Source organism: Herbaspirillum sp. FG34 (assembly GCF_057809315.1).
Genome location: NZ_JBMDJS010000013.1, coordinates 105,890 through 127,319 on the forward strand (window position 1 = coordinate 105,890; position 21,430 = coordinate 127,319).

Here is a 21,430-nt window from a genome sequence, read left to right on the forward strand (position 1 = left end):
AGAGCGACGCGGCGCTCAGTCCGTTACCTTGAAGCGCGAGACGCCATTGCGCAGTTCATTGGAGACCACGTTCAACTCGTCGATGGCCTGACTCGATTGTTGCAGCGATTCCACGGTCTGCTGGGCCGCTTCGGAGAGCTGCACCAGAGCCTGGTTGATCTGCTCGGCGCTGCTGGCCTGGGCCTGCATGCCTTCGTTGACGATCTGAAAGCGCGGCGACAGCGCCTGCACCTGGGCGATGATCTGCGAGAGCTGGCTGCCGGCGGTCTGTACGTCCTGCATGCCGCGTCGTACCTGGTCGGAGAACTTGTCCATGCCCATCACACCGGCGGCCACGGCCGACTGGATTTCCTTGACCATCACCTCGATGTCATAGGTCGCCACCGCAGTCTGGTCAGCCAGACGACGGATCTCCGTGGCCACCACCGAGAAACCGCGACCATGTTCGCCGGCCTTCTCGGCCTCGATGGCGGCATTGAGCGAGAGCAGATTGGTCTGGTCGGCCACCTTGGTGATGGTAGTGACGACCTGGTTGATGTTGCCCGCCTTCTCGTTGAGGATGGCCAGCTTGGCGCTGACCGAACCGGCGGCGTCCATGACGTTCTGCATGGTGTCGCCCATGCGGGTAAGACCCGCCTGCCCGCTGCCGGCCAGGGCAGACGTCTGTTCGGAAACGACCGACACTTCATTCATGGTCCGCACCAGGTCACGCGAGGTGGCATGAATCTCGCGGGAGGTGGCGCCGATCTCGGTGGTGGTGGCGGCGGTTTCGGCGGCGGTGGCCTGCTGCTGGCGCGCCGTAGCAGCGATCTCGGTCACCGAGGTGGCCACCCGAGCAGAGGACTTCTGCGCCTGCGACACCAGCGCGGTCAACTCATCGGTCATGCGGTCGAAGCCAGTGCCGAGCACGCCGAACTCATCATTGCGCTGCAGCGACACGCGACGCGAAAAATCGCCCGAGCGCATGATATCGAGCAAACCCATGAGTCTCTGCAACGGCTCGTTGATCGCCCGCATCAGGAAGAAACCGCACACCAGCGCCACCAGCAAGGCGGCCATGAGCGAAGTCATCATCGCGAACTGGGCGGCGTTGACCGCATCGGTGATGCGGCTGGCAGCAAGGTCGGCAATGCCCTTGTTGGTATCGACCATGCGCTGCGTCAACTGGTAACCGGCGCGCCATTGCGGACGGAGTTGCTCGTTGACGATCTTGTCGATGGGCGCGCGCTGGCCGAAGTCCATCTTCAGCAACTCGCCCACAATGGCACGGTACTTCTGGCGCGTCTCCTTGAATTGCTCGAAGAGCTTGCGGTCGTTATCGCTGAAGACGGACTTGCCGTAGTCTTCCTGCAGCCGGTCCAGGCGTTCACCGTTGCGGCGCAGCAGGGCCAGGTCGGCCTGGCGCTCCGCGTCACTGTTGTCGACCTGAATGATCTGCTGGGTCATGAGCAGGTTTTCATACCAGGCGGCATTGATCTGACTGCTGTAGTAAAGGCCGGGCGTGGAATCCTCGCGCAGCGCCGTGGCGCTTTTCTCGATACGACCGAGATTGACCGCCGAGATGCCCGCCATGAGCGCCATGAGCAGCAGGATGAGCGCGAAGCTCCCGAGGATGCGTTGCTTGATCGTCCAGTTCTTCATGCGCAGTGTTCCCCCTTGGAGTGAGCGGCCCCGCCCTGGCACCCCGAGCGGGAGGCGCATGAACGAAAGTTCGCCTGATGCTAGCCTGATGCTAGCCTGATGCTAGCCTGATGCACTCTGGTGCATAGTGCAATTTAGTAATAATTCGAGATTATCATTGAAATCTTTCAATATCACCATTATCCCTTGTGCAAAGCCTCTTTGCTTTCCGGCAATGCGAAACGGCACCCTGAGGTGCCGTTTCGGTCGTACAGCCAGCGCTGGGGTCACACCGGCATGGGCTTGTTGTCCTGCAGGTCGAGGAAGCCCTTGATGAGGCGGTAGGCTTTCCAGATCCAGGCCAGCGAGAACACCAGGATGGCCAGCGGAATGCCGATCACGGTGGCCCACAAGACACCGCCGGCGAACAGCCAGAACAGGTACCACCAGAAGGACCGAATCTGCCAGCGATGGTGGGTGTAGAGGAAGGTATCGCGCACCTCGCCGCGCTTGAGATAGTTGACGATCAGCGGCAGCCACGACAGCATGCCCAGGGAAAACACCAGGCAGGCGGCATGCGCCAGATAGAGCCACCAGACCAGGTCACGGCCGGTCTGGGTCTGCGGGTCCAATACCAGTTCCTGGTTCATCGCATCTCCTGAAGTGAGGGGAAACCGGCCACGGAATCAGGCCAGCAGATTCAAGATGCCGTCCAGCCCCACGAAATTCAAGCCCACGTTGGCCTGGGCGCGCACCACCGGCTTGGCACGGAAGGCCACCGACAGGCCCGAGATGCCCATCATGCGCAAGTCGTTGGCACCATCACCCATGACGATGGCCTGGGATGGCTCGGCGCCGATTTCGCGGCAGACACGCTCCACCGTCGCACGCTTCTCGTCGGCATTGACGATGCCGCCCACCACCTTGCCGGTGAGCTTGCCATCGACCACTTCCAGGGTGTTGGCATGGGTGTAGTCCAGCGTCAGACGCGCCTTCATGCGGTCGGTGAAGAAGGTAAAACCGCCCGAGACCAGCAGCGTCTTCAGGCCCGCAGCCTGCACGGCCTTGAGCATGTTCTCTGCGCCCGGGGACAATTGCAGGCGCTCATCGTAGACACGCTGCAAGGCGCCCGCATCGAGCCCCTTGAGCAAGGCCACCCGGCGCGTCAGGCTTTCGTTGAACTCGATCTCGCCGCGCATGGCTGCCTCGGTAATCTCAGCCACCTGCGGCTTCAAGCCCTGCATGTCGGCGATCTCGTCAATGCACTCGATGGTGATGAGCGTCGAATCCATGTCCATGGCCACCAGGCGAAAATCAGTCAGCTTGCGGCCTTCCTCGATGAAGGCATAGTCCAGCCGTGCCTGCAGGCAGGCAGCGTCGATGCTGGCCTTGAGCGCATCGCTCGGGCTCACCCCGGCCACGCGCCAGGCATCGGCGTCCGGCACGCGGCTATCACCGAGGCGTTCGGCGCGGCCACCGGCCAACTGCGCAATGGTCTCGATGGCCGAAGAAGAAACAGCGTGGTGCTTGGGGGCTTGCAGGATCAGGTTCATGTTGTTCTGTTGATTCGTTGATGCGGTTGGAGTCGGTAATACGCGGCCGGGAAGCGGTTCAGCCGGTGAGTGCCTTCATGGTCGCCTTGACCTGCTGCACACGGGCATTGAGATCCGGCATGCTGGCCGTGATGCGCAGCTTGTCCGGACCATTGAGCTTGACCTGGCGGTTCTTCTGTACCAGCTCGATGATGCGCATGGCGTCGATCGGCGGATTGGGAACGAACTGCAGCAGCGCCGCCTCCGAATGCGCATCGATCTTGATGATGCCCAGCGGCTTGGCGGCAATGCGCAGGCGGTGCGTTTCGATGAGCGCCTTGGCGGCATCCGGCAGCTTGCCGAAGCGGTCGATCAGTTCTTCCTGCAAGGCGTCGATGGCATCGGCTTTCTCGCAGTTGGCCAGGCGCTTGTAGAGCGACAAGCGCTCATGCACGTCGCCGCAGAAGTCATTGGGCAGCAGTGCAGGCGCATGCAGGTTGATTTCGGTAGTGGTCGACAAGGGCGCGGCGAGATCCGGTTCGCGGCCATCCTTCAAGGCGCGCACGGCTTCGTTCAACATGTCCGAATACATCTGGAAACCGATCTCGTGGATCTCGCCCGACTGATGATCGCCCAGCACTTCGCCGGCGCCACGGATTTCCAGGTCGTGCATGGCGAGATAGAAACCGCTGCCCAGTTCCTCCATCTGCTGGATCGCTTCCAGCCGGCGCTGGGCCTGCTTGGACAGGCCCTGCACATCCTGCACCAGCAGATAGGCATAGGCCTGGTGATGCGAACGACCGACCCGGCCACGCAACTGGTGCAGCTGGGCCAGACCGAACTTGTCGGCACGGTGCATGATGATGGTGTTGGCGGTGGGCACGTCGATGCCGGTCTCGATGATGGTGGTGCACAACAGGATGTTGAAGCGCTGCGCCACGAAGTCGCGCATCACCTTTTCCAGGTCGCGCTCGTGCATCTGGCCGTGGGCCACGCCGATGCGCGCTTCAGGTAGCAGCTGTTCGAGCGCGGCCTTGCGGTTGGCGATGGTTTCCACTTCATTGTGCAGGAAGTAAACCTGGCCGCCACGCTTCAACTCGCGCAGGCAGGCTTCGCGGATGGTCGATTCCTGCTCGGCGCGCACGAAGGTCTTGATGGCCAGACGCTTTTGCGGGGCGGTGGCGATCACCGAGAAATCGCGCAATCCTTCCAGCGCCATGCCCAGCGTGCGCGGAATCGGGGTGGCCGTCAGCGTCAAGACATCGACCTCGGCGCGCAAGGACTTCAGGGCTTCCTTCTGGCGCACGCCGAAACGGTGTTCCTCGTCGATGATGACCAGCCCCAGGCGCGAGAACTTCACTTCGTCCGACAGCAGCTTGTGCGTGCCGATGACGATATCGATGGTGCCATCAGCCAGGCCCTTGATGGCTTGCGTGACTTCCTTGCCGGTACGGAAGCGCGAGAGCTCGGCGATCTTGACCGGCCAGTTGGCGAAACGATCGGCAAAGGTGGCGGCGTGCTGTTCGGCCAAGAGCGTGGTCGGGGCCAGAATGGCGACCTGCTTGCCGCCCATCACGGCCACGAAGGCGGCGCGCAAGGCGACCTCGGTCTTGCCGAAGCCGACGTCGCCGCAGATGAGGCGGTCCATGGGCTTGCCCCCGGTCATGTCCTTGATGACGGCTTGGATGGCGGCGGCCTGGTCGGCAGTCTCTTCGAAACCGAAGCTGTCGGCGAAGGCTTCATAGTCATGTGCCGAATACTGGAAGGCATGGCCCTGCCTCAATGCGCGGCGGGCGTACAGGTTCAGCAGTTCGGCGGCGGTATCGCGCACCTGCTGGGCCGCCTTGCGCTTGGCTTTTTCCCACTGGCCCGAACCCAGCGCATGCAGCGGTGCATCTTCGGGCGAGGCGCCCGAATAACGTGAAATCACGTGCAGTTGCGAGACCGGGACATAGAGCTTGGTTTCCTTGGCATATTCCAGATGGAGGAATTCGGTCTCGCCCTCCCCCAGGTCCATGCTGACCAGGCCCATGTAGCGACCGATACCGTGGCTGCTGTGCACCACCGGGTCGCCGATCTTCAGTTCCGACAGATCGCGCACCATGTATTCCACATCGGTGGCGGCCTGCTGCTTGCGGCTGCCGACGCGGCGGCCACTGCCGGCGTACAGCTCGGTCTCGGTGACCAGCGCCAGGCCGCCCGCAGTGACGAAGCCCGTGTGCAAGGGGGCCACGCCCAGCATCAGCGGTTCATCACTGGAGAGGAAGCTGTTCCAGTCCTCGCACAGGACCGGATGCACATCGTATTCGGCAAAGTACTGCTGCAAAGTCTCGCGTCGGCCATTGCTCTCGGCACAGATCAGCACCCGCTCGGCCCCCTTCAGGAGGAAGCTGCGCAGGTTGACCAGCGGATCATCCGCACGACGGTTCACGGCGATATTGGGCAAGGGCGAGGAGATGGCCGAGGGCGCATCATCGCTCTTGAGCACCCAGCGGGCGTGGGGTTTCAGCAGGGTGAAGAAATCTTCATCGTCCAGGTAGATGGCGCGCGGCTCCAGCACCGGGCGCTCGCGGTCGGCGTGAAGGAAATTCCAACGCGAGCGGGTATCGCTCCAGAAGCGCTTGATGGCCTGCTCGATGTCACCCACGGTGGCGAACATGGCATTGGCCGGCAGGTACTGGAACAGCGTGGCCGTCTCTTCGAAGAACAGCGGCAGGTAGTATTCGATACCTGCTGCGGCGATGCCGTTGCCGATGTCCTTGTAGATGGCCGAGCGTGATGGATCACCCTCGAACACTTCGCGCCAACGGTTGCGGAAGGCCAGGCGCGAGGCTTCATCCATCGGGAATTCACGGCCCGGCAGCAGCCGCACTTCCGGCACCGGATAGAGCGAACGCTGGGTATCGGCATCGAAGGTGCGGATGGTCTCGATGGTGTCGCCGAACAGGTCCAGGCGATACGGCAACACCGAACCCATCGGGAAGATGTCGATCAGGCCGCCACGCACCGAATATTCACCCGGCGACATCACCTGGCCCACATGGGTGTAGCCGGCCAGGGTGAGCTGGGACTTGAGCTTGCCTTCGTCGAGCTTTTCGCCCTGCTTGAAGAAGAAGGTATAGGCCGCCAGGAACTGCGGCGGGGCCATGCGCAGCAAGGCGGTGGTAGCCGGTACGATCAGCAGGTCGCACTGGCCGGACTGCACTTCATAGAGCGTGGCCAGGCGTTCGGAGACCAGGTCCTGGTGCGGCGAGAAGGCGTCATAAGGCAGGGTTTCCCAATCCGGCAGCAGGTGGCAGCGCAGGCGCTCGCCATCCTTGGGCTGGAACCAGGGGATTTCAGCCAGCAGGCGCTGGGCATCGGTGGCCCCGGCCACCACCACGGCCAGCATGCGGCCTTCGGCCTTCAGGGCCAGCGCGGCCTGGGCCAGCAGATACGCATCGGCGGAACCGTGCACGGCGGGAGGCTGGAAACGCACACCTGCCTTGGGCAGGCTTTTTTTCGGATCAAAAGACATCAGGATCGGGAGGATCGGCTTGGTTTGGACTTGTTTCGCGTACGGCAACTGACGAGGCCCGGCGGCGGCGACCAGGCTGGCAGCGCCGCAAAATGCCGGTCGCTTGCAAGGGATTGGCATTAGAATTCAGCATCTCATTATAAACGAAGGCCCCATCGCAGGCCGCCGCCAGGCGGGTGCCGGGGCCAGGTGCATGGCATGAACCCTTCGCAGTCCGCTTCTTCCCCGCCCCGCCACTTTGCGCTCATTCCCGCCGCAGGCGTGGGCGCGCGCATGGGCGGCCAGATTCCCAAGCAATACCTGCCGCTGGCAGGCCTCCCCATGCTGCTGCATGCGCTGCAAACCTTCGCGGCGCATGCCCGCATCGCCCACACCTTCATCGTGGTCAGTGCCGAGGATGGCTGGATCGACTCCCTCATGACGCCCGCCCTGCTGCAACGCGCAAGCGTCCTGCGGGTGGGCGGACCGACGCGGCAGGACAGCGTCTTCAACGGGCTCAACGCCATCCGTGATCAGGTGGCCGATACCGACCGCGTGCTGGTGCACGACGCCGCCCGCCCCGGCCTGGATGTGCCGCTGCTGGACCGTCTGCTCGATGCCCTGGCTGACGATGAAGTCGGTGGCCTGCTGGCCCTGCCAGTGGTCGATACCCTCAAGCGCAGCGATGGCGCCGGATCGTCCCGCTCGCAGGAGACCGTGCCGCGTGCCGGCCTGTGGGCGGCGCAGACACCGCAGATGTTTCCCTATGCCCTGCTGCGGCGCGCCTTGCAGCAGGCGCAAGCGCAAGGCCGCCTGGGCGAGATCACCGACGACGCCAGCGCCATCGAAATGCTGGGCTTGCGTCCGCGCCTGGTCGAGGGCAGCCCCCGCAATCTCAAGGTCACACTGGCGCAGGACGCCGCCCTGGCTGAATTCTTCCTGAAAGGTCCGCACGCATGAACGCTTCTTCCCCCTTCCCTTTCCGTATCGGCCAGGGCTATGACTGCCACGCCCTGGTGGAAGGCCGCCCGCTGATCCTGGGTGGTGTCACCATCCCGCACAAGAAGGGCCTGCTCGGCCACTCGGACGCCGATGCCCTGCTGCATGCCATCACCGATGCGCTCTTCGGCGCTGCCGCGCTGGGCGACATCGGCCGCCACTTCCCCGATACCGATGCGCAGTTCAAGGGCGCCGACTCGCGCGTGCTGCTGCGCGAGGCGGCCAAGCGCCTGGCTGCTGCCGGCTATACCGTGGGCAACGTAGATGCCACCATCATCGCCCAGGCGCCCAAGATGGCCCCGCATATTCCCATCATGGTGGCCAACGTGGCGGCGGACCTGGGGATTTCTGAAGGGCAAGTCAATATCAAGGCAAAAACCAATGAAAAAATGGGTTTTTTGGGACGTGAAGAAGGGATTGCCACCGAAGCCGTTGTGCTGGTCCACCGTCAAAACGGTTGAAAAACGCTGTCAGAAAGTTCCCGACAAGCCGGCGTAGGACATCCACCGACACGCCAAAAGCCGCACCAGACAAGGGATTGAAGCCGGTTTGGCGCACCATTTCCCGGCATGGAAAGAAATCTAAGGCACCAGAATCAGCCATTAAAACTTTTAATGGAAGATTCGTACCGAAAATGGCTTGCATTCTCGATTTAATGAGTATAATCGTCGCGTCGTTAGGATTCGAGCTGGTAGTGCGGTTCTTCGCTGTCATTCCTCCCGAGTAACGATAAAGAGCCGGGCGCAAGCCCCAATCAATTAAATTTAGGAGTCCGTAATGGCAACTGGTACCGTCAAGTGGTTCAACGATGCAAAGGGTTTTGGTTTCATCACCCCCGATGAAGGCGGCGAAGATCTGTTCGCTCACTTCTCGGCTATTCAATCGAATGGTTTCAAGTCCCTGAAGGAAAACCAACGCGTTTCCTTCGAAGTGACCACCGGCCCGAAGGGCAAGCAAGCTTCGAACATCGTTCCGGCTGCTTAAGCTTTTCAAGCTGATAAAAAATCCCCGACACGTCGGGGATTTTTTTCGTCTGCAGCTTTCACAGTGTGAAGAAACAGACCTGAAAGAGACCTCAAAAAAATCCCCGCCCTCTTGCGAGAGGCGGGGATTTTCATTTCTGCTCAAGCAGAGCTGAATCAGATTTCTTCGTACAGCGGCAGCGTCAGGAACTCGGCGAAGGTCTCGGAGGTGGACATTTCTTCAAAGATCTTGGCCGCGCGGTCATAGGTCGGGCCATCACCTGCCACTTGCTTCACCTTGGCCAGCTCTTCCGGAATCATGGCGCGTACCATGTCGGCAGTGACCTTGCGACCGTCTTCCAGATTGCCCTTGGCACTGCGGATCCACTGCCACACCTGGGCACGGCTGATCTCGGCGGTAGCCGCATCTTCCATCAGGTTGTGGATGGGCACGCAGCCATTGCCGGCCAGCCAGGCGCCCAGGTAATGGATGCCGACGTTGATGTTGTAGCGCAGGCCGGCCTCGGTGATCGGAGTTTCCGGCTGGAAGTTGAGCAGGTCAGCGGCTTTCACTTCCACGTCCGGACGCTGCTTTTCGAACTGGTTGGGCTTGTCGCCCAGCACGGCCACGAATTCCTTCATGGAGGCTTCGACCAGGCCCGGGTGAGCCACCCAGCCGCCGTCGTAACCGTCGGTCGCATCGCGGCGCTTGTCGTTGATGATGCCCTGCATGGCGATGGCGTTCTTTTCCGGATCGTTCTTGATCGGGATCAGCGCGCTCATGCCGCCGATGGCCGGCGCGCCGCGCTTGTGGCAGGTCTTCAGCAGCAGCAGTGCGTAGGCGCGCATGAAGGGCGAGGTCATGGTGACCTTGGCGCGATCGGCCAGGCAGAAGTCCTTGTCGTTCTTGAACTTCTTGATGCAGGAGAAGATGTAGTCCCAACGACCGGCGTTCAGACCGGCGCTGTGCTCACGCAGTTCGTACAGGATTTCTTCCATCTCGAAGGCGGCGGTGATGGTTTCGATCAGCACGGTGGCCTTGATGGTGCCTTGCGGCAGGCCGATCTCGTTCTGCGCCATCACGAAGATGTCGTTCCACAGACGCGCTTCCAGATGCGATTCCATCTTCGGCAGGTAGAAGTAAGGACCGGCGCCGCGCGCCAGCTGTTCCTTGGCGTTGTGGAACAGGAACAGAGCGAAGTCGAAGATGCCGCCGGAGATGCGCTTGCCATCGATGGTGACGTGCTTCTCGTCCAGGTGCCAGCCACGCGGACGCACCACCAGGGTGGCGATCTTGTCGTTGAGCTTGTAGCTCTTGCCGTTCGATTCCAGCGAAATGGTGCGGCGGATCGCGTCGTAGAGGTTGATCTGTCCGCTGATCTGGTTGTCCCACACCGGCGAGTTGGAATCCTCGAAGTCGGTCATGTAGCTGTCGGCGCCCGAGTTGAAGGCGTTGATGACCATCTTGCGCTCGACCGGACCGGTGATTTCCACCCGGCGGCACTTCAGGGCTTCGGGGATGGGAGCGATCTTCCAGTCGCCGGTGCGGATGGATTCGGTTTCCTTCAGGAAGTCGGGGCGTTCGCCGGCATCCAGGCGCTTGACGCGCTCGGCACGGGCGGCCAGCAGTTCCTGGCGACGCGCTTCGAAGGCGCGCGAGAGCTTGGCGACCAGTGACAGGGCGTCAAAGGTCAGGACGTTCTCGTAACCCGGCTTGATCTCGCCGGAGATTTCCATGCCGGTGGGCAGCTTCAGTTGCGTCATGCTGGACTCCTCAAAAAGAAAAATGGACTGGTGAATCTTGTTTTCATGATTGTGCCTGAGACTATGCAGCTTTTTGCATCGCATCAGACACTTTATGTACGCAGTATATTTAAACCAAATCGATAGTAGTGAAAGCTTTTATCAATTTATCTTTGCGTTTTAGTCATAAGTGAGCAGATAATCGCCGCAGCACGTCGGCGCAGGGCCGGCGCGGCTTTGCCGCCCGTTTCCGGGTCTTTTGAAGAGGACAGCATGGACCAGTTCAAGCAGATTTCGACCTTTGCCGAGGTCGCCGCCCGTGGCAGCCTGTCGGCGGCGGCCCGTGCCGAGGGCATCGCCCCGGCCATGATAGGGCGGCGACTGGATGCGCTGGAGGAGCGCCTGGGCGTGAAGCTGTTGCAGCGAACCACGCGCAAGATCGTGCTCACCAACGAAGGCGCAGCCTTTCTGGAAGACTGCCAGCGCATCCTGGCTGACCTGGAAGATGCCGAATCGGCGGTGTCCGAACGCAGCGCGCGTGCCAGTGGTCAGTTGCTGATTTCGGCCCCGGCCGGGTTCGGTCGCCAGCACGTGGCCCCCCTGGTGCCCTCCTTTCTGGCAGAGCACCGCGATGTCACCCTCACGCTGAACCTCAATGACCGCATTGCCGACGTCATCGGGGAAGGCATCGACGTCGCCATCCGCATTGCCACCCTGACCGACTCCAACCTGGTGAGCGTGAAACTGGCCGAGAATCATCGGGTCATCGTCGCCGCTCCCTCCTACCTGCGCCGCCACGGCACCCCGCAGATCCCGGACGAACTGGTACGCCACAATTGCCTGGCCATGAGCAGCGAAGGCAGCCAGCGTGGCTGGACACTCAAGCAGTCCGGCAAGGTGAGCGTCTACAAGGTCGGGGGCAACATGGTCTGCAATGACGGTGAAGTGCTGCACAACTGGGCGCTGGCCGGACGCGGCCTGGCCTGGCGGTCGATGTGGGAAGTAGGCGCAGCCATCGAAGCTGGCGAGCTGGTGACGGTGCTGGACAAGTTTGCCGCTCCGGCACCATCGATCTACGCAGTGTTTGCGCAGCGACGCCACCTGCCCTTGCGCATCCGCACCTTCGTGGATTTTCTGCGTCATGCCTATGCGCAGCCGGATTACTGGAAGCAGCGTCGCTGAGGCTGCCGCAGCCGCAGCCGCAGAAAAGACAAAACGGCCCCCGCGGGGCCGTCCTGGCAAGTCCAGTCAGTGAGCTCAGTGCGGCAGCGTCGGGCCGGCCGGGGTCACGTCGATCTCCCGCCTGACCGGCGCCTCGCCTTCATTGACCCGGAACACGCTGACCATCTGCGCCAGCCGTCCCGCCTGGTTCTGCATCGAGGCAGCAGCAGCAGCTGCCTGCTCGACCAGGGCCGCATTCTGCTGGGTCACCTGATCCATCTGCGTAATGGCCAGGTTGATCTGCTCGATGCCGCTGGTCTGCTCGGCACTGGCTGCACTGATCTCGGCCACGATATCGGTAACGTGGCGCACGCTGCTGACCACTTCCTGCATGGTGGCACCGGCCTGCTCGACCAGGCGACTGCCGTCGCCGACCTTCGCGACCGAATCATTGATCAGCTCCTTGATCTCCTTGGCCGCCGAGGCCGAACGCTGGGCCAGCGAACGCACTTCCGAGGCCACCACGGCAAACCCGCGTCCCTGCTCACCGGCACGCGCTGCTTCCACGGCGGCATTGAGCGCAAGGATATTGGTCTGGAAGGCGATCCCGTCGATCACGCTGATAATGTCCACGATCTTGCGCGAAGAAGCATTGATGGCGCCCATGGTATCGACCACCTGACTGACCACGCCGCCACCCTGCTCGGCCACGCTGGAGGCCGATTGCGCCAGCTGGCTGGCCTGGCGCGCGTTGTCGGCGTTCTGGCGCACGGTGGAAATCAGCTCTTCCATGGCCGAGGCGGTTTCTTCCAGTGAACTGGCCTGCTGCTCGGTACGACTGGAGAGATCCAGATTGCCGGCGGCGATCTCGGCCGAGGCCGTGCTGATGGTATCGGTGCCGTTACGGACATTGGAGACGATGCTGCGCAGGCTGTCATTCATCTCCTTGAGCGATTGCAGCAGTTGGCCGGTCTCGTCGCGCGAATTGACCTGTACCTGGGTGGCCAGGTCGCCCTCGGCCACCTTGCGCGAGACCACCACCGCCGTCTGCAGCGGCCGGGTGATGCCCAGCGTGAGCAGACGCGCCAGCACGATGCCCAGGAGCAGGATCAGCCCCTCCAGCACCAGGATCAGGATGCGGCTCTGGACGGCGATGTGGTCGATTTCCTTGGCGGTCTCATCGATATCCAGGCGCTGGATATCCACCATGTCGCGCATCAGTTTCTGATAGGTCGCGGCCGCCGGGACGAAGACCTTGTCGAGCAGGCGCATGGCCTCCTCCACGTTGCCCGCGGCCTTGAGCTTGACGATCTCGTCGCGCGAAGACAGATAGACCTTGCGCTGCTCCCCGATTTTCTGGAACAGAGCCTTTTCCTCCGGGGTGACCAGCAAGGGTTCGACCTGTTTCTGGTACTCGGTGGAACTCTTGGTGGAGGCAGCGGCTTCCTCCGCGAAGTAGGTCGCCAGCGACGGGTCGCTGCTCTTGGCGATGGCCAGCGTGCGGCGGATACCCGCCGTCAGATTGGTATACCAGTCGCCCATGAGGCGCTCGGTCTTGATGGGGTCGCTCATCATCTCGCGCGTGGCGGACGCGACCTGCTCCAGTCGCCACAGGCTGATGCCCGCCACGATCGCGGAAAACGCCAGTATCACGGCAAAGCCCAGCGTGAGGCGTTTGCCAATGTTCATATTGCCAAGGATATTCATCTCTGCTCCATCCCCAGCGGAGCGTCCGGGCGGAGGCTCCGCAGTGTCATCTTGATTATTGTTGTCACCCCGGCAGTCCCCGACTGCCGTCCCTCAGCACTATGGCATGCGAGCGCAGGCAGGACAAGAAAGCTAAGCCTCGAACAGACGGGCAATGGCGGCTCTCTTCCTGCCTGAACGGAAAACCCGATAGTGCCCCCAGCAGACGGGAATTCAGCTTGCCTGCTCCAGCAAGCTGGCCATGGCGGCGGTAAATCGCGGGTCCGACAGCAGGCCGACATTGAAGCGCGACCACGGGACGCTGTGCTCGGGATCGACGTGGAAGATGCTGCCCGGCGCCAGCACCACATGATGCGCCATGAGGCCCCGGGCCAGTTGCCTGGCATCGGCAAAGCCGGGAAATCTCGCCCACAGGTACATCGATTGCTGGGGCGTACAAAACAGTTGTGCCCCAAGCTGCTGCAACTGATGGCCGGCCGCTTCGGTGGCCTGCGCCAGACGGTCGCGCAGGCGGGCGGTGTGGCGGCTGAAGTGGCCATCGGACAGGATCACGTCCAGCGTGCGCTCGCAGTATTCGGAACTGCTCATGTGCACCAGCATCTTGATATCGGCCAGGTCGCTGGCCAGATCCCGATGGCAGGCAATGAAGCCCACCCGCAGCGCCGCCGAGACCGACTTGGAAAAGCTGCCGATATAGAGCGTTCGGCGCAACTGGTCCAGCGTGGCCACGCGCGGTGCGGTGGCCGGTTTGAAGTCGGCGAAGGCATCGTTCTCCACGATCAGGGCATCGTAGCGGTCGGCCAGTTGCAGGATCTTGTGAGCCTTGTGGGGCGAGGTGTCCGAGGCCGTGGGATTGTGCCCCAGCGACTGGGTGAAGAACAGCAAGGGCTTGCCCGCCACCTGCAGTTCACGCTCCAGGGCCTCAATGTCCGGCCCGTCCGGGTGGCGCGGGATGCCGATGATGCGGGCACCGGAAAGCTTGAGCTTGCCGTACAACATGTAGTAGCCCGGTTCATCGACCAGCACCCGGTCCCCCGGGCCAATGAAGTTGCGGATCACGATATCGAGCGCCTGGTTGGCACCGTGGGTCAGCACGATCTGGCTGGTCGCGGCCTCGATCCCATGCTGCGCGAGCTTGTGCACCAGGTGCTGGCGCAGCGGCAGGTAGCCGAAGCGGCTGCCGTAGCCGAACAGCGCGCCCATGCCGGTGCGCACTACCTTCTGGTGGAACTTGTCCAGCCGCACGTCATGCAGCCATTCCACCGGCGGAAAGCCATCCCCCAGGCGCAGATGACCGGGGTCGTGCTTCAACTGCTCACGCATGAGCCAGACCACGTCCATGGCACGGCTGAGACTGCCCTCCTCCTCTTCCTTGGGGCGCGGCGGCGTGGCGCACACGAAGAAGCCCGAGCCGCGCCGGGGCTCGACCACGCCCTGCGCCGTCAACTCCTCGAAGACATTGACGATGGTGTTCTTGGCGCAGTCATGCTGCGCCGACAGCGCGCGGATCGACGGCAGACGGCTGCCGGGCGCATAGGCGCCCTCGGCGATCTGGCGGCGGATCAGTTCCACCAGTGTCCGGGTCAGGGTGAGGGTCTGGGCTGGGGCCATGGGTGATCGAATCTTGCTGCAATGCAAAGGGATTGTCCTGGGTACAGTTGCACCACTGTTGGCGCCAACTGTACCCATGCGCAATGGTACACCCTTGTTATTCTGCCAGCGCTGGAGAGGGCCGCTGCAAGCGGTGCCCTTTCACAAGCCTTCATATCACGACCAAAAGAGAGACAAGCGCATGCACAGTGACACCCACTCCGCCAGCGATTCGCGACTGCCCGGATTCCGCACCCTGACCCCGCCCCAACGCCTGGCCGAAATCGCCCGACTGGCCGGACTGGGAGAGGGCGAGCAAGCCTTGCTGGGCCAACCTGGCGGCCTGCCGCTGGGCACGGCCGATGGCATGATCGAGAACGTGGTCGGCACCTTCCAGCTGCCGCTGGGCGTGGCGGGCTACTTCCAGCTCAACGGCCGCGACGTGCTGGTGCCGATGGCCGTCGAGGAACCCTCGGTGGTGGCCGCTGCCTCCTTCATGGCCAAGCTGGTGCGCGCCTGCGGCGGCTTCCAGACCTCCAGCAGTACACCCCTCATGCGCGCCCAGATCCAGTTGCTCGGCGTGACCGATCCGCACGGAGCGCGGCTGGCCATCCTCAAGGACCGCCAGGCCATCATCGACATCGCCAACAGCCGTGACAAGTTGCTCAACGACCTGGGCGGCGGGTGCCGGGACATTGAAGTCCACGTCTTCCCGGATACACGGCGTGGCGCCATGGTGGTGACCCACCTGATCGTGGACGTGCGCGACGCCATGGGCGCCAATACCGTCAACACCATGGCCGAGGCGGTGGCCGGGCATATCGAGGAGATCACCGGCGGCAAGGTGCGGCTGCGCATCCTCTCCAACCTGGCCGACCTGCGCCTGGCGCGAGCCAGGGTGAAGGTTTCTGCAGAGGTCCTCGCCACCAGCGCTTATAGCGGCGAGGAGGTCATCGATGGCATCGTCGATGCGTATGAATTTGCTGCCGTCGACCCCTACCGCGCGGCCACCCACAACAAGGGCATCATGAACGGCATCGATCCGGTCATCGTCGCCACCGGCAATGACTGGCGCGCGGTGGAAGCCGGCGCCCACGCCTACGCCTGCCGTCATGGCCGCTACACTTCGCTGACGCACTGGGAAATTGCTGCCGATGGCGACCTGGTCGGCACCCTGGAGATTCCCATGCCGGTCGGTCTGGTAGGGGGCGCCACCAAGACCCATCCGGCGGCGCGCACCGCGCTCAAGATCCTGGGCGTGCAATCCGCACAGGAACTGGCCGAGGTCGCGGTGGCCGTGGGCCTGGCGCAGAACATGGCGGCCCTGCGCGCGCTGGCCACCGAAGGCATACAGCGCGGCCACATGGCCCTGCATGCACGCAACATCGCGCTGGCCGCCGGCGCCGAAGCGCACGAGATGGACTGGCTGGTCCAGCAGATGGTGGCGCGCCACGATGTGCGCGTGGATTACGCCAAATCCTTGCTGGCCGAACGCCGCGGCTGAAGCAATGACACAACTCAAGCAACTCAAGCAAATCAAGCAACTCAAGCAACTCAAGCAGCGACAAGCGCATGACCCCGAGCCGCCCAGCGGCCAATCAAGACGAGGAGACAAACGCATGATCCCATCGAGCAAGCTGCGCAAGCTGGCAGCCGCCTGTGCCATCGCAGGCATGTTTTCGGGCCCGGCCTGGGCCCAGGTATCCGATGACGTGGTACGCATCGGTTTCATCACCGACATGTCCGGCCCCTATGCCGACACCGACGGCCTGGGCGGACTGGAAGCGATCCGCATGGCGGTGGCCGACCATGGCGGCAAGGTGCTGGGCAAGCCCATCGAGATCCTCTCGGCGGACCACCAGAACAAGGCCGACATCGCTGCCACCCGCGCCCGCGAATGGGCCGACGAACGCGGCCTGGACATGCTCATCGGCGGCGTCAATTCGGCCACGGCCTTGTCGATGAACAAGGTGATGGCCGAGAAGAAGCGCGTCTACATCAACATCGGAGCCGGCACCGCGCGCCTGACCAACGAGGAATGCACCCCCTACACCGTGCACTACGAATATGACACCGTGGCCCTGGCCAAGGGTACGGCCAGCGCGGTGATCAAGCAGGGCGGGAAGTCCTGGTTCTTCCTGGTGGCGGACTATGCCTTCGGCCATTCGCTGGCCAATGACACCAGCGCGGTGGTCAAGGCCAGCGGCGGGACGGTGGTCGGTTCGATCAAGCATCCGCCGCAGTCCTCGGACCTGTCGTCCTTCCTGCTGCAGGCGCAGGCCTCCAAGGCACAGATTCTGGGTCTGGCCAATGCGGGCGAGGACACTGTCAATTCGATCAAGGCCGCCAAGGAATTCGGCGTGACCAAGACCATGAAGCTGGTGGGTCTGCTCATGGTCATCAACGATATCCACGCCCTGGGACTGGCCAATGCCGAGGGTCTGATGATGACCGACAGCTGGTACTGGGACAAGGACGAACCTTCGCGCAAGTTTGCCGAGCGTTTCTTCCAGAAGATGAAGAAAATGCCCAGTACCCACCAGGCGGCGGCCTATTCGGCCACCATGACCTATCTGAAGGCGGTGGAGGCGGTCGGCACCGATGATTCCACCAAGGTGATGGCGCAATTGAAGAAGGCCCGCATCGATGATTTCTACAACAAGGGCTATATCCGCGCCGATGGACGCAACATCCACGACATGTACCTGTACCAGGTGAAGTCACCGGCCGAGTCCAAGAAGCCCTGGGATTACCTGAAATTGCTGGAAACCATCCCAGGTGAACAAGCCTTCACCAGCGTGGCGGATTCCAAGTGCAGTCTGCTCAAGCAATGATGGCAAGGTGAAGTTTCAGAGCAAAACCTGCGGGCCCTGGCCGGCCGGCAGGTTCAGCAGTTGGAGGGCGGGACCTGCGGAGCGGGTCTCGCCCTTCATGCTTGATCTGCCGGGTGGACGACCTGGCGCTTCCTTGACGATCCGTGCGCTCTTTACATCAACGACTTGCCTTGACCGGGTCTTGCACCTACTCTTGCAAGCGCCCTGCTCGTCTGGCACATCGATCCGGATGCCTCAACGGTGACAGGGCACACAATATTGCACACGGTCATCCGTCAGCGCAGACACAGCGCCCGGCCATCGGTACATCGGTACCCGTGCGGCGACGAACCCGCTGACCAGCCGGTCAGATCCCTACGCCAAGGAGCCCCTTTGAGTCAGTCCCCTCCCCGCCCACCCGCCAGCACCGCCGCCCCGGCGGGTTTCACACGCTACCAGAAGACCGTGGTCGGGCTCCTGGCCTTTCTGCAATTTGCGGTCATTCTCGATTTCATGCTGATGTCACCGCTGGGTGCGGTGATCATGCCGGCCATGCAGATCACGCCGCAACAGTTCGGGCTGGTGGTCTCCGCCTACGCCTTCAGCGCCGGCGCCTCCGGCCTGCTCACGGCCGGCTTTGCCGATCGCTTTGATCGCAAGCGGCTGCTGCTGTTCTTCTATGGCGGTTTCGTGCTGGGTACGGTCTGGTGCGGCCTGGCGCAGAGTTTCGAAAGCCTGCTGCTCGCGCGCATCGTCACGGGCCTGTTCGGCGGCGTGATCGGCTCCATCACGCTGGCCATTGCCACCGACCTGTTTGCACCGCAGCTGCGCGGGCGCGTCATGGGGGTCATCCAGACTTCCTTTGCGGCCAGCCAGGTGCTGGGCATTCCGATCGGGCTCTATCTGTCCAATCGCTGGAACTGGCATGTGCCGTTCCTGGCCATGGCTGCTCTGGGCGCCGTGGGCGGCATCGTGGTCGGCGTCAAGATGCAGCCGGTGGATGGCCACCTCAAACTCAAGCAGGAGCACACGGCCTGGATGCACCTGTATCACACCCTCACCGAGCCCCGCTACCTGTTCGCCTTTGCCACCACTGCCCTGCTGATGACGGGCGGCTTCATGCTCATGCCCTTCAGCAGCGCCTATCTGGTCGGCAACCTGGGCATCGATCTGCACCACCTGCCCACGGTCTACCTGGTGACCGGACTGTGCACCATCGCCTTCGGTCCGCTCATCGGTCGGGCCGCCGACAAGGTCGGCAAGTTCCGGGTCTTCGTCTTCGGTGCCGTACTGTCCATCATCATGGTGCTGATCTACACGCACCTGGGGCCGGTCACGGTCCCCATGATCGTGCTGGTCAATGCGGTCTTGTTCCTGGGGATCTTTTCACGCATGATCCCGTTCCAGGCGCTGGTCGCCTCGGTGCCGGTGCCGCAGCAGCGCGGCTCCTTCAACGCCATCAGCGCATCGATCCAGCAACTCTCGGGCGGGGTGGCCTCGGTCGTGGCGGGCCATATCGTCACACTCGGCCCACAGGGCCAGTTGCAGCATTTTGATGTGGTGGGCTATGTCATCGTGGGAACCACGCTGCTGGCGTCAGCCCTGGTGTGGCGCCTGAACCGCGAGGTGCAGGCAGGTACTGTCAACGTGGCGGCCAGTGCGCCTGCCACGGGACGCTGAAGGCGCTCAGATCGCGCTGCGGCCGGCATAGCTGGCCAGGATGCGGATGATCTCGCGCCCCTGGACATCGATACGGCAATAGTGATCGACCAGTTGTCGGACGTCGTTATCGCTCTCCCGGGGCAGTACCTCGGGTTCGTTGCCGGTAAGCAGCCAGTTGATGTCGACCGCAAATTCGCGATAGAGCTGCAGCAACAGTTCTCCCCCGGGCATGGCCTTGCCGGCTTCCAGCCAGCTGATGTGACCGGTGGACGTATTGAGGCGCTGCCCCAGCTCACGCTGGCTCAGGCCATGTGCGAGCCGGATTTCCTTGATCCGCCCACCGATTTCTTCACTGTACATATGCTCTCCTCTGTACGGGCGAGCCCGTTTGCGCTGCCCGTATCCCCGTATGCCGGGCAGTTGCCCGCAGCGGCAAGCAGCCGCGGCGGGCCCACCTGGACCTTGGTCTTCAACCGCTCCTGCTCACCAGGAAATTGGCCACCGCCATCACCAGGGATTTGCCACGCTCCGAGGCGCGGACATAATCCCCGATCAACACCTTGACGTGGAAGCCATGACGGGGCGGCATCTCCTTCTCCAGCCCGGTCAGCAGCCAGTTGATGTTGACGTCGAACTCCCGGTGCAGCGAGCGCAAAAAGCGCCCGCCCGGCATGCTGTGCCCCAGTTCCACGCAGCTGATGTAGGCACCCGAAGTCCCCAGGCGGCTGGCGAAGTCGCGCTGGTTCAGGCCACTCAACATGCGCGTGGACTTGAGACGCTCACCGATGGCCTGCTTGCAGCACTGCATGGCATCCACCACGGGCGCTGCAGCGGGCGCTTCGGTCAGCGTCGACAGATCAGCAGGTTCATCCATCCTCAGCCTCCCAATGGAAATGCCGCACCGTGATCCCACTGCGGCAGCGGCCTGTCGTGCGCATGAGCCACATACAGATGCGCGGCGACACCGGAACCGGACTGGTTCAGGAAGTCGAACTGTTCACTCTGCATGAAGATCTGCTGAAGAGTCAGTACGCCATCACTGAACTCCAGGCGCCGGTTCGGGTTGACCAGCGCATCCAGCGCACCTTCCCGCAACAGGATCTGGCCGCCGCTGCGCAGCACCAGCAAGAGATCGATGCCCAGGCTGCGCACATCGCTGATGGTTTCGATGGAAATCTTGCGCAGGGCGGTGCCGGCCTGGGTCACATCCAGCGTATAGGTGGTCTTGCCGACCAGGGCGTCCTCGATGGAACTTGCGGCATCAGACATCGGGCCTCCTCACTCGGTCTTCTGGATGCGGATTTCCAGCCCTTCCGTGCCACTCTGGCGCGCCGCAGATACGGGTTCGATGCGCTGGCGGATACGGGCCGCCGGCACACCGATGGACAGCAGGTGATTGCGCACCGCCACCACGCGATAGAAGGCCATGCGGTTGGACTCCGACAAGCCCTCCACGGCCGCCGAAGAAATGGTGAAGTTCTGTTCCACGCCGGGGTTCCATTCGAAGTGCTTGACGAAGGTCTCGTTCATGCGCCTGGCTTCGTCCGGATTCAGGTCCACGGTGCCTGGACGGAAGCGCACGATCAGCACGCTGGGCCGCAAGGCAAACTGCTCCACGCCGGTGGGTAACGCTCCGGCCGTGCCGGTGGCGTTGAGCACGCGTTCGGAGGCTCCTTCCTTGGCCAGATCGGCTTCAGGCGTGGACTTCATGTTGTTGCCGCGTTCCTTCTGGTTGGGCTTCTCGACCTTGGCCAGGCCCGATGCCTTGAAACGCTGGTCGCTCTCGCGCAGCTTTTCCTTCAGCTCGGCCACGTCGGCCTTGTAGCGAACCTCGTTGTTGTTGAGCGTCTGGCGCATCTGCTCAATCTGGGCATGCAGCTCCTCGGCACTGGGGGTGACCGGGGTGAGCGCGTTGGGCCCCGGCAAGGCCTGGGGGAAAGGCTTGCCCGGCATTTCGATCTCGGTAGCCTTGCTGTCCTTGGCTTCGTCGCGCGCGCGCATGGAAAAATACATCACGGCCATGGCCAGGATGGCGATCAGAAGCAACAGGTACATGACCATGTTGACCATGGAATCGACGTAGCCTGGCCAGAAATTCTGCTCATCGGAATCTGCGGATTGCGCTGCCATTTTTTTCTCCTTCAT

18 protein-coding genes are annotated in these 21,430 nt (G+C 62.7%); 7 read left to right on the top strand and 11 right to left on the bottom strand.

Annotated features, from left to right (window positions below):
- Positions 1-15: 15 nt before the first annotated feature.
- From ACODSZ_RS16755 to mfd, 4 genes are all read right to left on the bottom strand, one after another.
- Positions 16-1,641, bottom strand: coding sequence for a methyl-accepting chemotaxis protein (locus ACODSZ_RS16755; protein ID WP_175344350.1), 1,626 nt, complete (start codon positions 1,639-1,641; stop codon positions 16-18).
- A 266-nt stretch (positions 1,642-1,907) separates the two neighbouring features.
- Positions 1,908-2,270 carry a DUF4870 family protein gene (locus ACODSZ_RS16760; RefSeq protein ID WP_008330079.1) on the bottom strand — a complete coding sequence of 121 codons (363 nt, stop codon included), beginning with the start codon at positions 2,268-2,270 and terminating at the stop codon, positions 1,908-1,910.
- A 36-nt stretch (positions 2,271-2,306) separates the two neighbouring features.
- Positions 2,307-3,173: a phosphoserine phosphatase SerB gene (gene serB / locus ACODSZ_RS16765; protein WP_488928084.1), complete on the bottom strand. Its 867-nt coding sequence runs from the start codon at positions 3,171-3,173 to the stop codon at positions 2,307-2,309.
- A gap of 58 nt (positions 3,174-3,231) precedes the next feature.
- Positions 3,232-6,669, bottom strand: coding sequence for a transcription-repair coupling factor (gene mfd / locus ACODSZ_RS16770; protein ID WP_299533627.1), 3,438 nt, complete (start codon positions 6,667-6,669; stop codon positions 3,232-3,234).
- A gap of 198 nt (positions 6,670-6,867) precedes the next feature.
- On the opposite strand from mfd, the gene ispD reads away from it, so the two are divergent.
- The 3 genes from ispD to ACODSZ_RS16785 all read left to right on the top strand — a co-directional run bounded on the left by ispD (position 6,868) and on the right by ACODSZ_RS16785 (position 8,631).
- On the top strand, positions 6,868-7,608 hold the full coding sequence (gene ispD / locus ACODSZ_RS16775; RefSeq protein WP_488928085.1) for a 2-C-methyl-D-erythritol 4-phosphate cytidylyltransferase: 741 nt from the start codon (positions 6,868-6,870) through the stop codon (positions 7,606-7,608).
- On the top strand, positions 7,605-8,108 hold the full coding sequence (gene ispF, locus ACODSZ_RS16780) for a 2-C-methyl-D-erythritol 2,4-cyclodiphosphate synthase (RefSeq protein ID WP_488928086.1): 504 nt from the start codon (positions 7,605-7,607) through the stop codon (positions 8,106-8,108). The genes ispD and ispF overlap by 4 nt, the downstream gene beginning before the upstream one ends.
- Positions 8,109-8,424: 316 nt before the next feature.
- Positions 8,425-8,631: a cold-shock protein gene (locus ACODSZ_RS16785; protein WP_006464465.1), complete on the top strand. Its 207-nt coding sequence runs from the start codon at positions 8,425-8,427 to the stop codon at positions 8,629-8,631.
- 155 nt (positions 8,632-8,786) lie between these two features.
- Here the strand turns inward: ACODSZ_RS16785 and aceB are convergent, their stop codons facing one another.
- A complete protein-coding gene (aceB, locus tag ACODSZ_RS16790) occupies positions 8,787-10,373 on the bottom strand; it encodes a malate synthase A (RefSeq protein ID WP_488928087.1) in 1,587 nt (528 codons plus the stop codon).
- A gap of 252 nt (positions 10,374-10,625) precedes the next feature.
- Here aceB and ACODSZ_RS16795 point away from each other — a divergent pair, with 252 nt between their 5' ends.
- The gene (locus tag ACODSZ_RS16795; RefSeq protein WP_488928088.1) at positions 10,626-11,534 is read left to right on the top strand and encodes a LysR family transcriptional regulator; all 909 of its coding nucleotides are present in this window, start codon (positions 10,626-10,628) and stop codon (positions 11,532-11,534) included.
- 75 nt (positions 11,535-11,609) lie between these two features.
- On the opposite strand, the gene ACODSZ_RS16800 is transcribed toward ACODSZ_RS16795, so the two are convergent.
- Complete coding sequence (locus ACODSZ_RS16800; RefSeq protein ID WP_175344357.1) at positions 11,610-13,220, bottom strand: methyl-accepting chemotaxis protein; 1,611 nt, start codon at positions 13,218-13,220, stop codon at positions 11,610-11,612.
- Between the two features lie 213 nt (positions 13,221-13,433).
- The gene (locus ACODSZ_RS16805; RefSeq protein WP_175344358.1) at positions 13,434-14,831 is read right to left on the bottom strand and encodes an aminotransferase-like domain-containing protein; all 1,398 of its coding nucleotides are present in this window, start codon (positions 14,829-14,831) and stop codon (positions 13,434-13,436) included.
- Between the two features lie 181 nt (positions 14,832-15,012).
- Here ACODSZ_RS16805 and ACODSZ_RS16810 point away from each other — a divergent pair, with 181 nt between their 5' ends.
- The 3 genes from ACODSZ_RS16810 (at position 15,013) to ACODSZ_RS16820 (ending at position 19,303) form a co-directional block, all read left to right on the top strand.
- Entirely contained in the window at positions 15,013-16,314 is a 1,302-nt protein-coding gene (locus ACODSZ_RS16810) for a hydroxymethylglutaryl-CoA reductase, degradative (RefSeq protein ID WP_488928089.1), read from the top strand.
- Between the two features lie 115 nt (positions 16,315-16,429).
- Complete coding sequence (locus ACODSZ_RS16815) at positions 16,430-17,644, top strand: ABC transporter substrate-binding protein (protein ID WP_175344360.1); 1,215 nt, start codon at positions 16,430-16,432, stop codon at positions 17,642-17,644.
- 372 nt (positions 17,645-18,016) lie between these two features.
- Positions 18,017-19,303, top strand: coding sequence for an MFS transporter (locus ACODSZ_RS16820; RefSeq protein ID WP_488928090.1), 1,287 nt, complete (start codon positions 18,017-18,019; stop codon positions 19,301-19,303).
- Between the two features lie 6 nt (positions 19,304-19,309).
- Here ACODSZ_RS16820 and ACODSZ_RS16825 read toward each other — a convergent pair whose 3' ends face one another.
- From ACODSZ_RS16825 to ACODSZ_RS16840, 4 genes are all read right to left on the bottom strand, one after another.
- Positions 19,310-19,645, bottom strand: coding sequence for a helix-turn-helix domain-containing protein (locus tag ACODSZ_RS16825; protein WP_488928091.1), 336 nt, complete (start codon positions 19,643-19,645; stop codon positions 19,310-19,312).
- Between the two features lie 109 nt (positions 19,646-19,754).
- Positions 19,755-20,159 (bottom strand): helix-turn-helix domain-containing protein, encoded by a 405-nt coding sequence (locus tag ACODSZ_RS16830; RefSeq protein WP_249777060.1) that lies wholly within the window; start codon positions 20,157-20,159, stop codon positions 19,755-19,757.
- 2 nt (positions 20,160-20,161) lie between these two features.
- Entirely contained in the window at positions 20,162-20,554 is a 393-nt protein-coding gene (locus tag ACODSZ_RS16835; RefSeq protein WP_008330140.1) for a hypothetical protein, read from the bottom strand.
- Positions 20,555-20,563: 9 nt separating this feature from the next.
- Positions 20,564-21,415 carry a vesicle formation protein gene (locus ACODSZ_RS16840; RefSeq protein WP_175344978.1) on the bottom strand — a complete coding sequence of 284 codons (852 nt, stop codon included), beginning with the start codon at positions 21,413-21,415 and terminating at the stop codon, positions 20,564-20,566.
- Between the last annotated feature and the right edge of the window lie 15 nt (positions 21,416-21,430).

Coding starts and splice junctions, on each gene's coding strand:
- aceB (WP_488928087.1), bottom strand. CDS start 10,373: ATGACGCAACTGAAGCTGCCCACCGGCATGGAAATCTCCGGCGAGATC.
- ACODSZ_RS16825 (WP_488928091.1), bottom strand. CDS start 19,645: ATGTACAGTGAAGAAATCGGTGGGCGGATCAAGGAAATCCGGCTCGCA.
- mfd (WP_299533627.1), bottom strand. CDS start 6,669: ATGTCTTTTGATCCGAAAAAAAGCCTGCCCAAGGCAGGTGTGCGTTTC.
- ACODSZ_RS16755 (WP_175344350.1), bottom strand. CDS start 1,641: ATGAAGAACTGGACGATCAAGCAACGCATCCTCGGGAGCTTCGCGCTC.
- ispD (WP_488928085.1), top strand. CDS start 6,868: ATGAACCCTTCGCAGTCCGCTTCTTCCCCGCCCCGCCACTTTGCGCTC.
- ACODSZ_RS16835 (WP_008330140.1), bottom strand. CDS start 20,554: ATGTCTGATGCCGCAAGTTCCATCGAGGACGCCCTGGTCGGCAAGACC.
- ACODSZ_RS16760 (WP_008330079.1), bottom strand. CDS start 2,270: ATGAACCAGGAACTGGTATTGGACCCGCAGACCCAGACCGGCCGTGAC.
- ACODSZ_RS16795 (WP_488928088.1), top strand. CDS start 10,626: ATGGACCAGTTCAAGCAGATTTCGACCTTTGCCGAGGTCGCCGCCCGT.
- ACODSZ_RS16815 (WP_175344360.1), top strand. CDS start 16,430: ATGATCCCATCGAGCAAGCTGCGCAAGCTGGCAGCCGCCTGTGCCATC.
- ACODSZ_RS16805 (WP_175344358.1), bottom strand. CDS start 14,831: ATGGCCCCAGCCCAGACCCTCACCCTGACCCGGACACTGGTGGAACTG.
- ACODSZ_RS16830 (WP_249777060.1), bottom strand. CDS start 20,159: ATGGATGAACCTGCTGATCTGTCGACGCTGACCGAAGCGCCCGCTGCA.
- ACODSZ_RS16785 (WP_006464465.1), top strand. CDS start 8,425: ATGGCAACTGGTACCGTCAAGTGGTTCAACGATGCAAAGGGTTTTGGT.
- ispF (WP_488928086.1), top strand. CDS start 7,605: ATGAACGCTTCTTCCCCCTTCCCTTTCCGTATCGGCCAGGGCTATGAC.
- ACODSZ_RS16800 (WP_175344357.1), bottom strand. CDS start 13,220: ATGAATATCCTTGGCAATATGAACATTGGCAAACGCCTCACGCTGGGC.
- serB (WP_488928084.1), bottom strand. CDS start 3,173: ATGAACCTGATCCTGCAAGCCCCCAAGCACCACGCTGTTTCTTCTTCG.
- ACODSZ_RS16840 (WP_175344978.1), bottom strand. CDS start 21,415: ATGGCAGCGCAATCCGCAGATTCCGATGAGCAGAATTTCTGGCCAGGC.
- ACODSZ_RS16810 (WP_488928089.1), top strand. CDS start 15,013: ATGCACAGTGACACCCACTCCGCCAGCGATTCGCGACTGCCCGGATTC.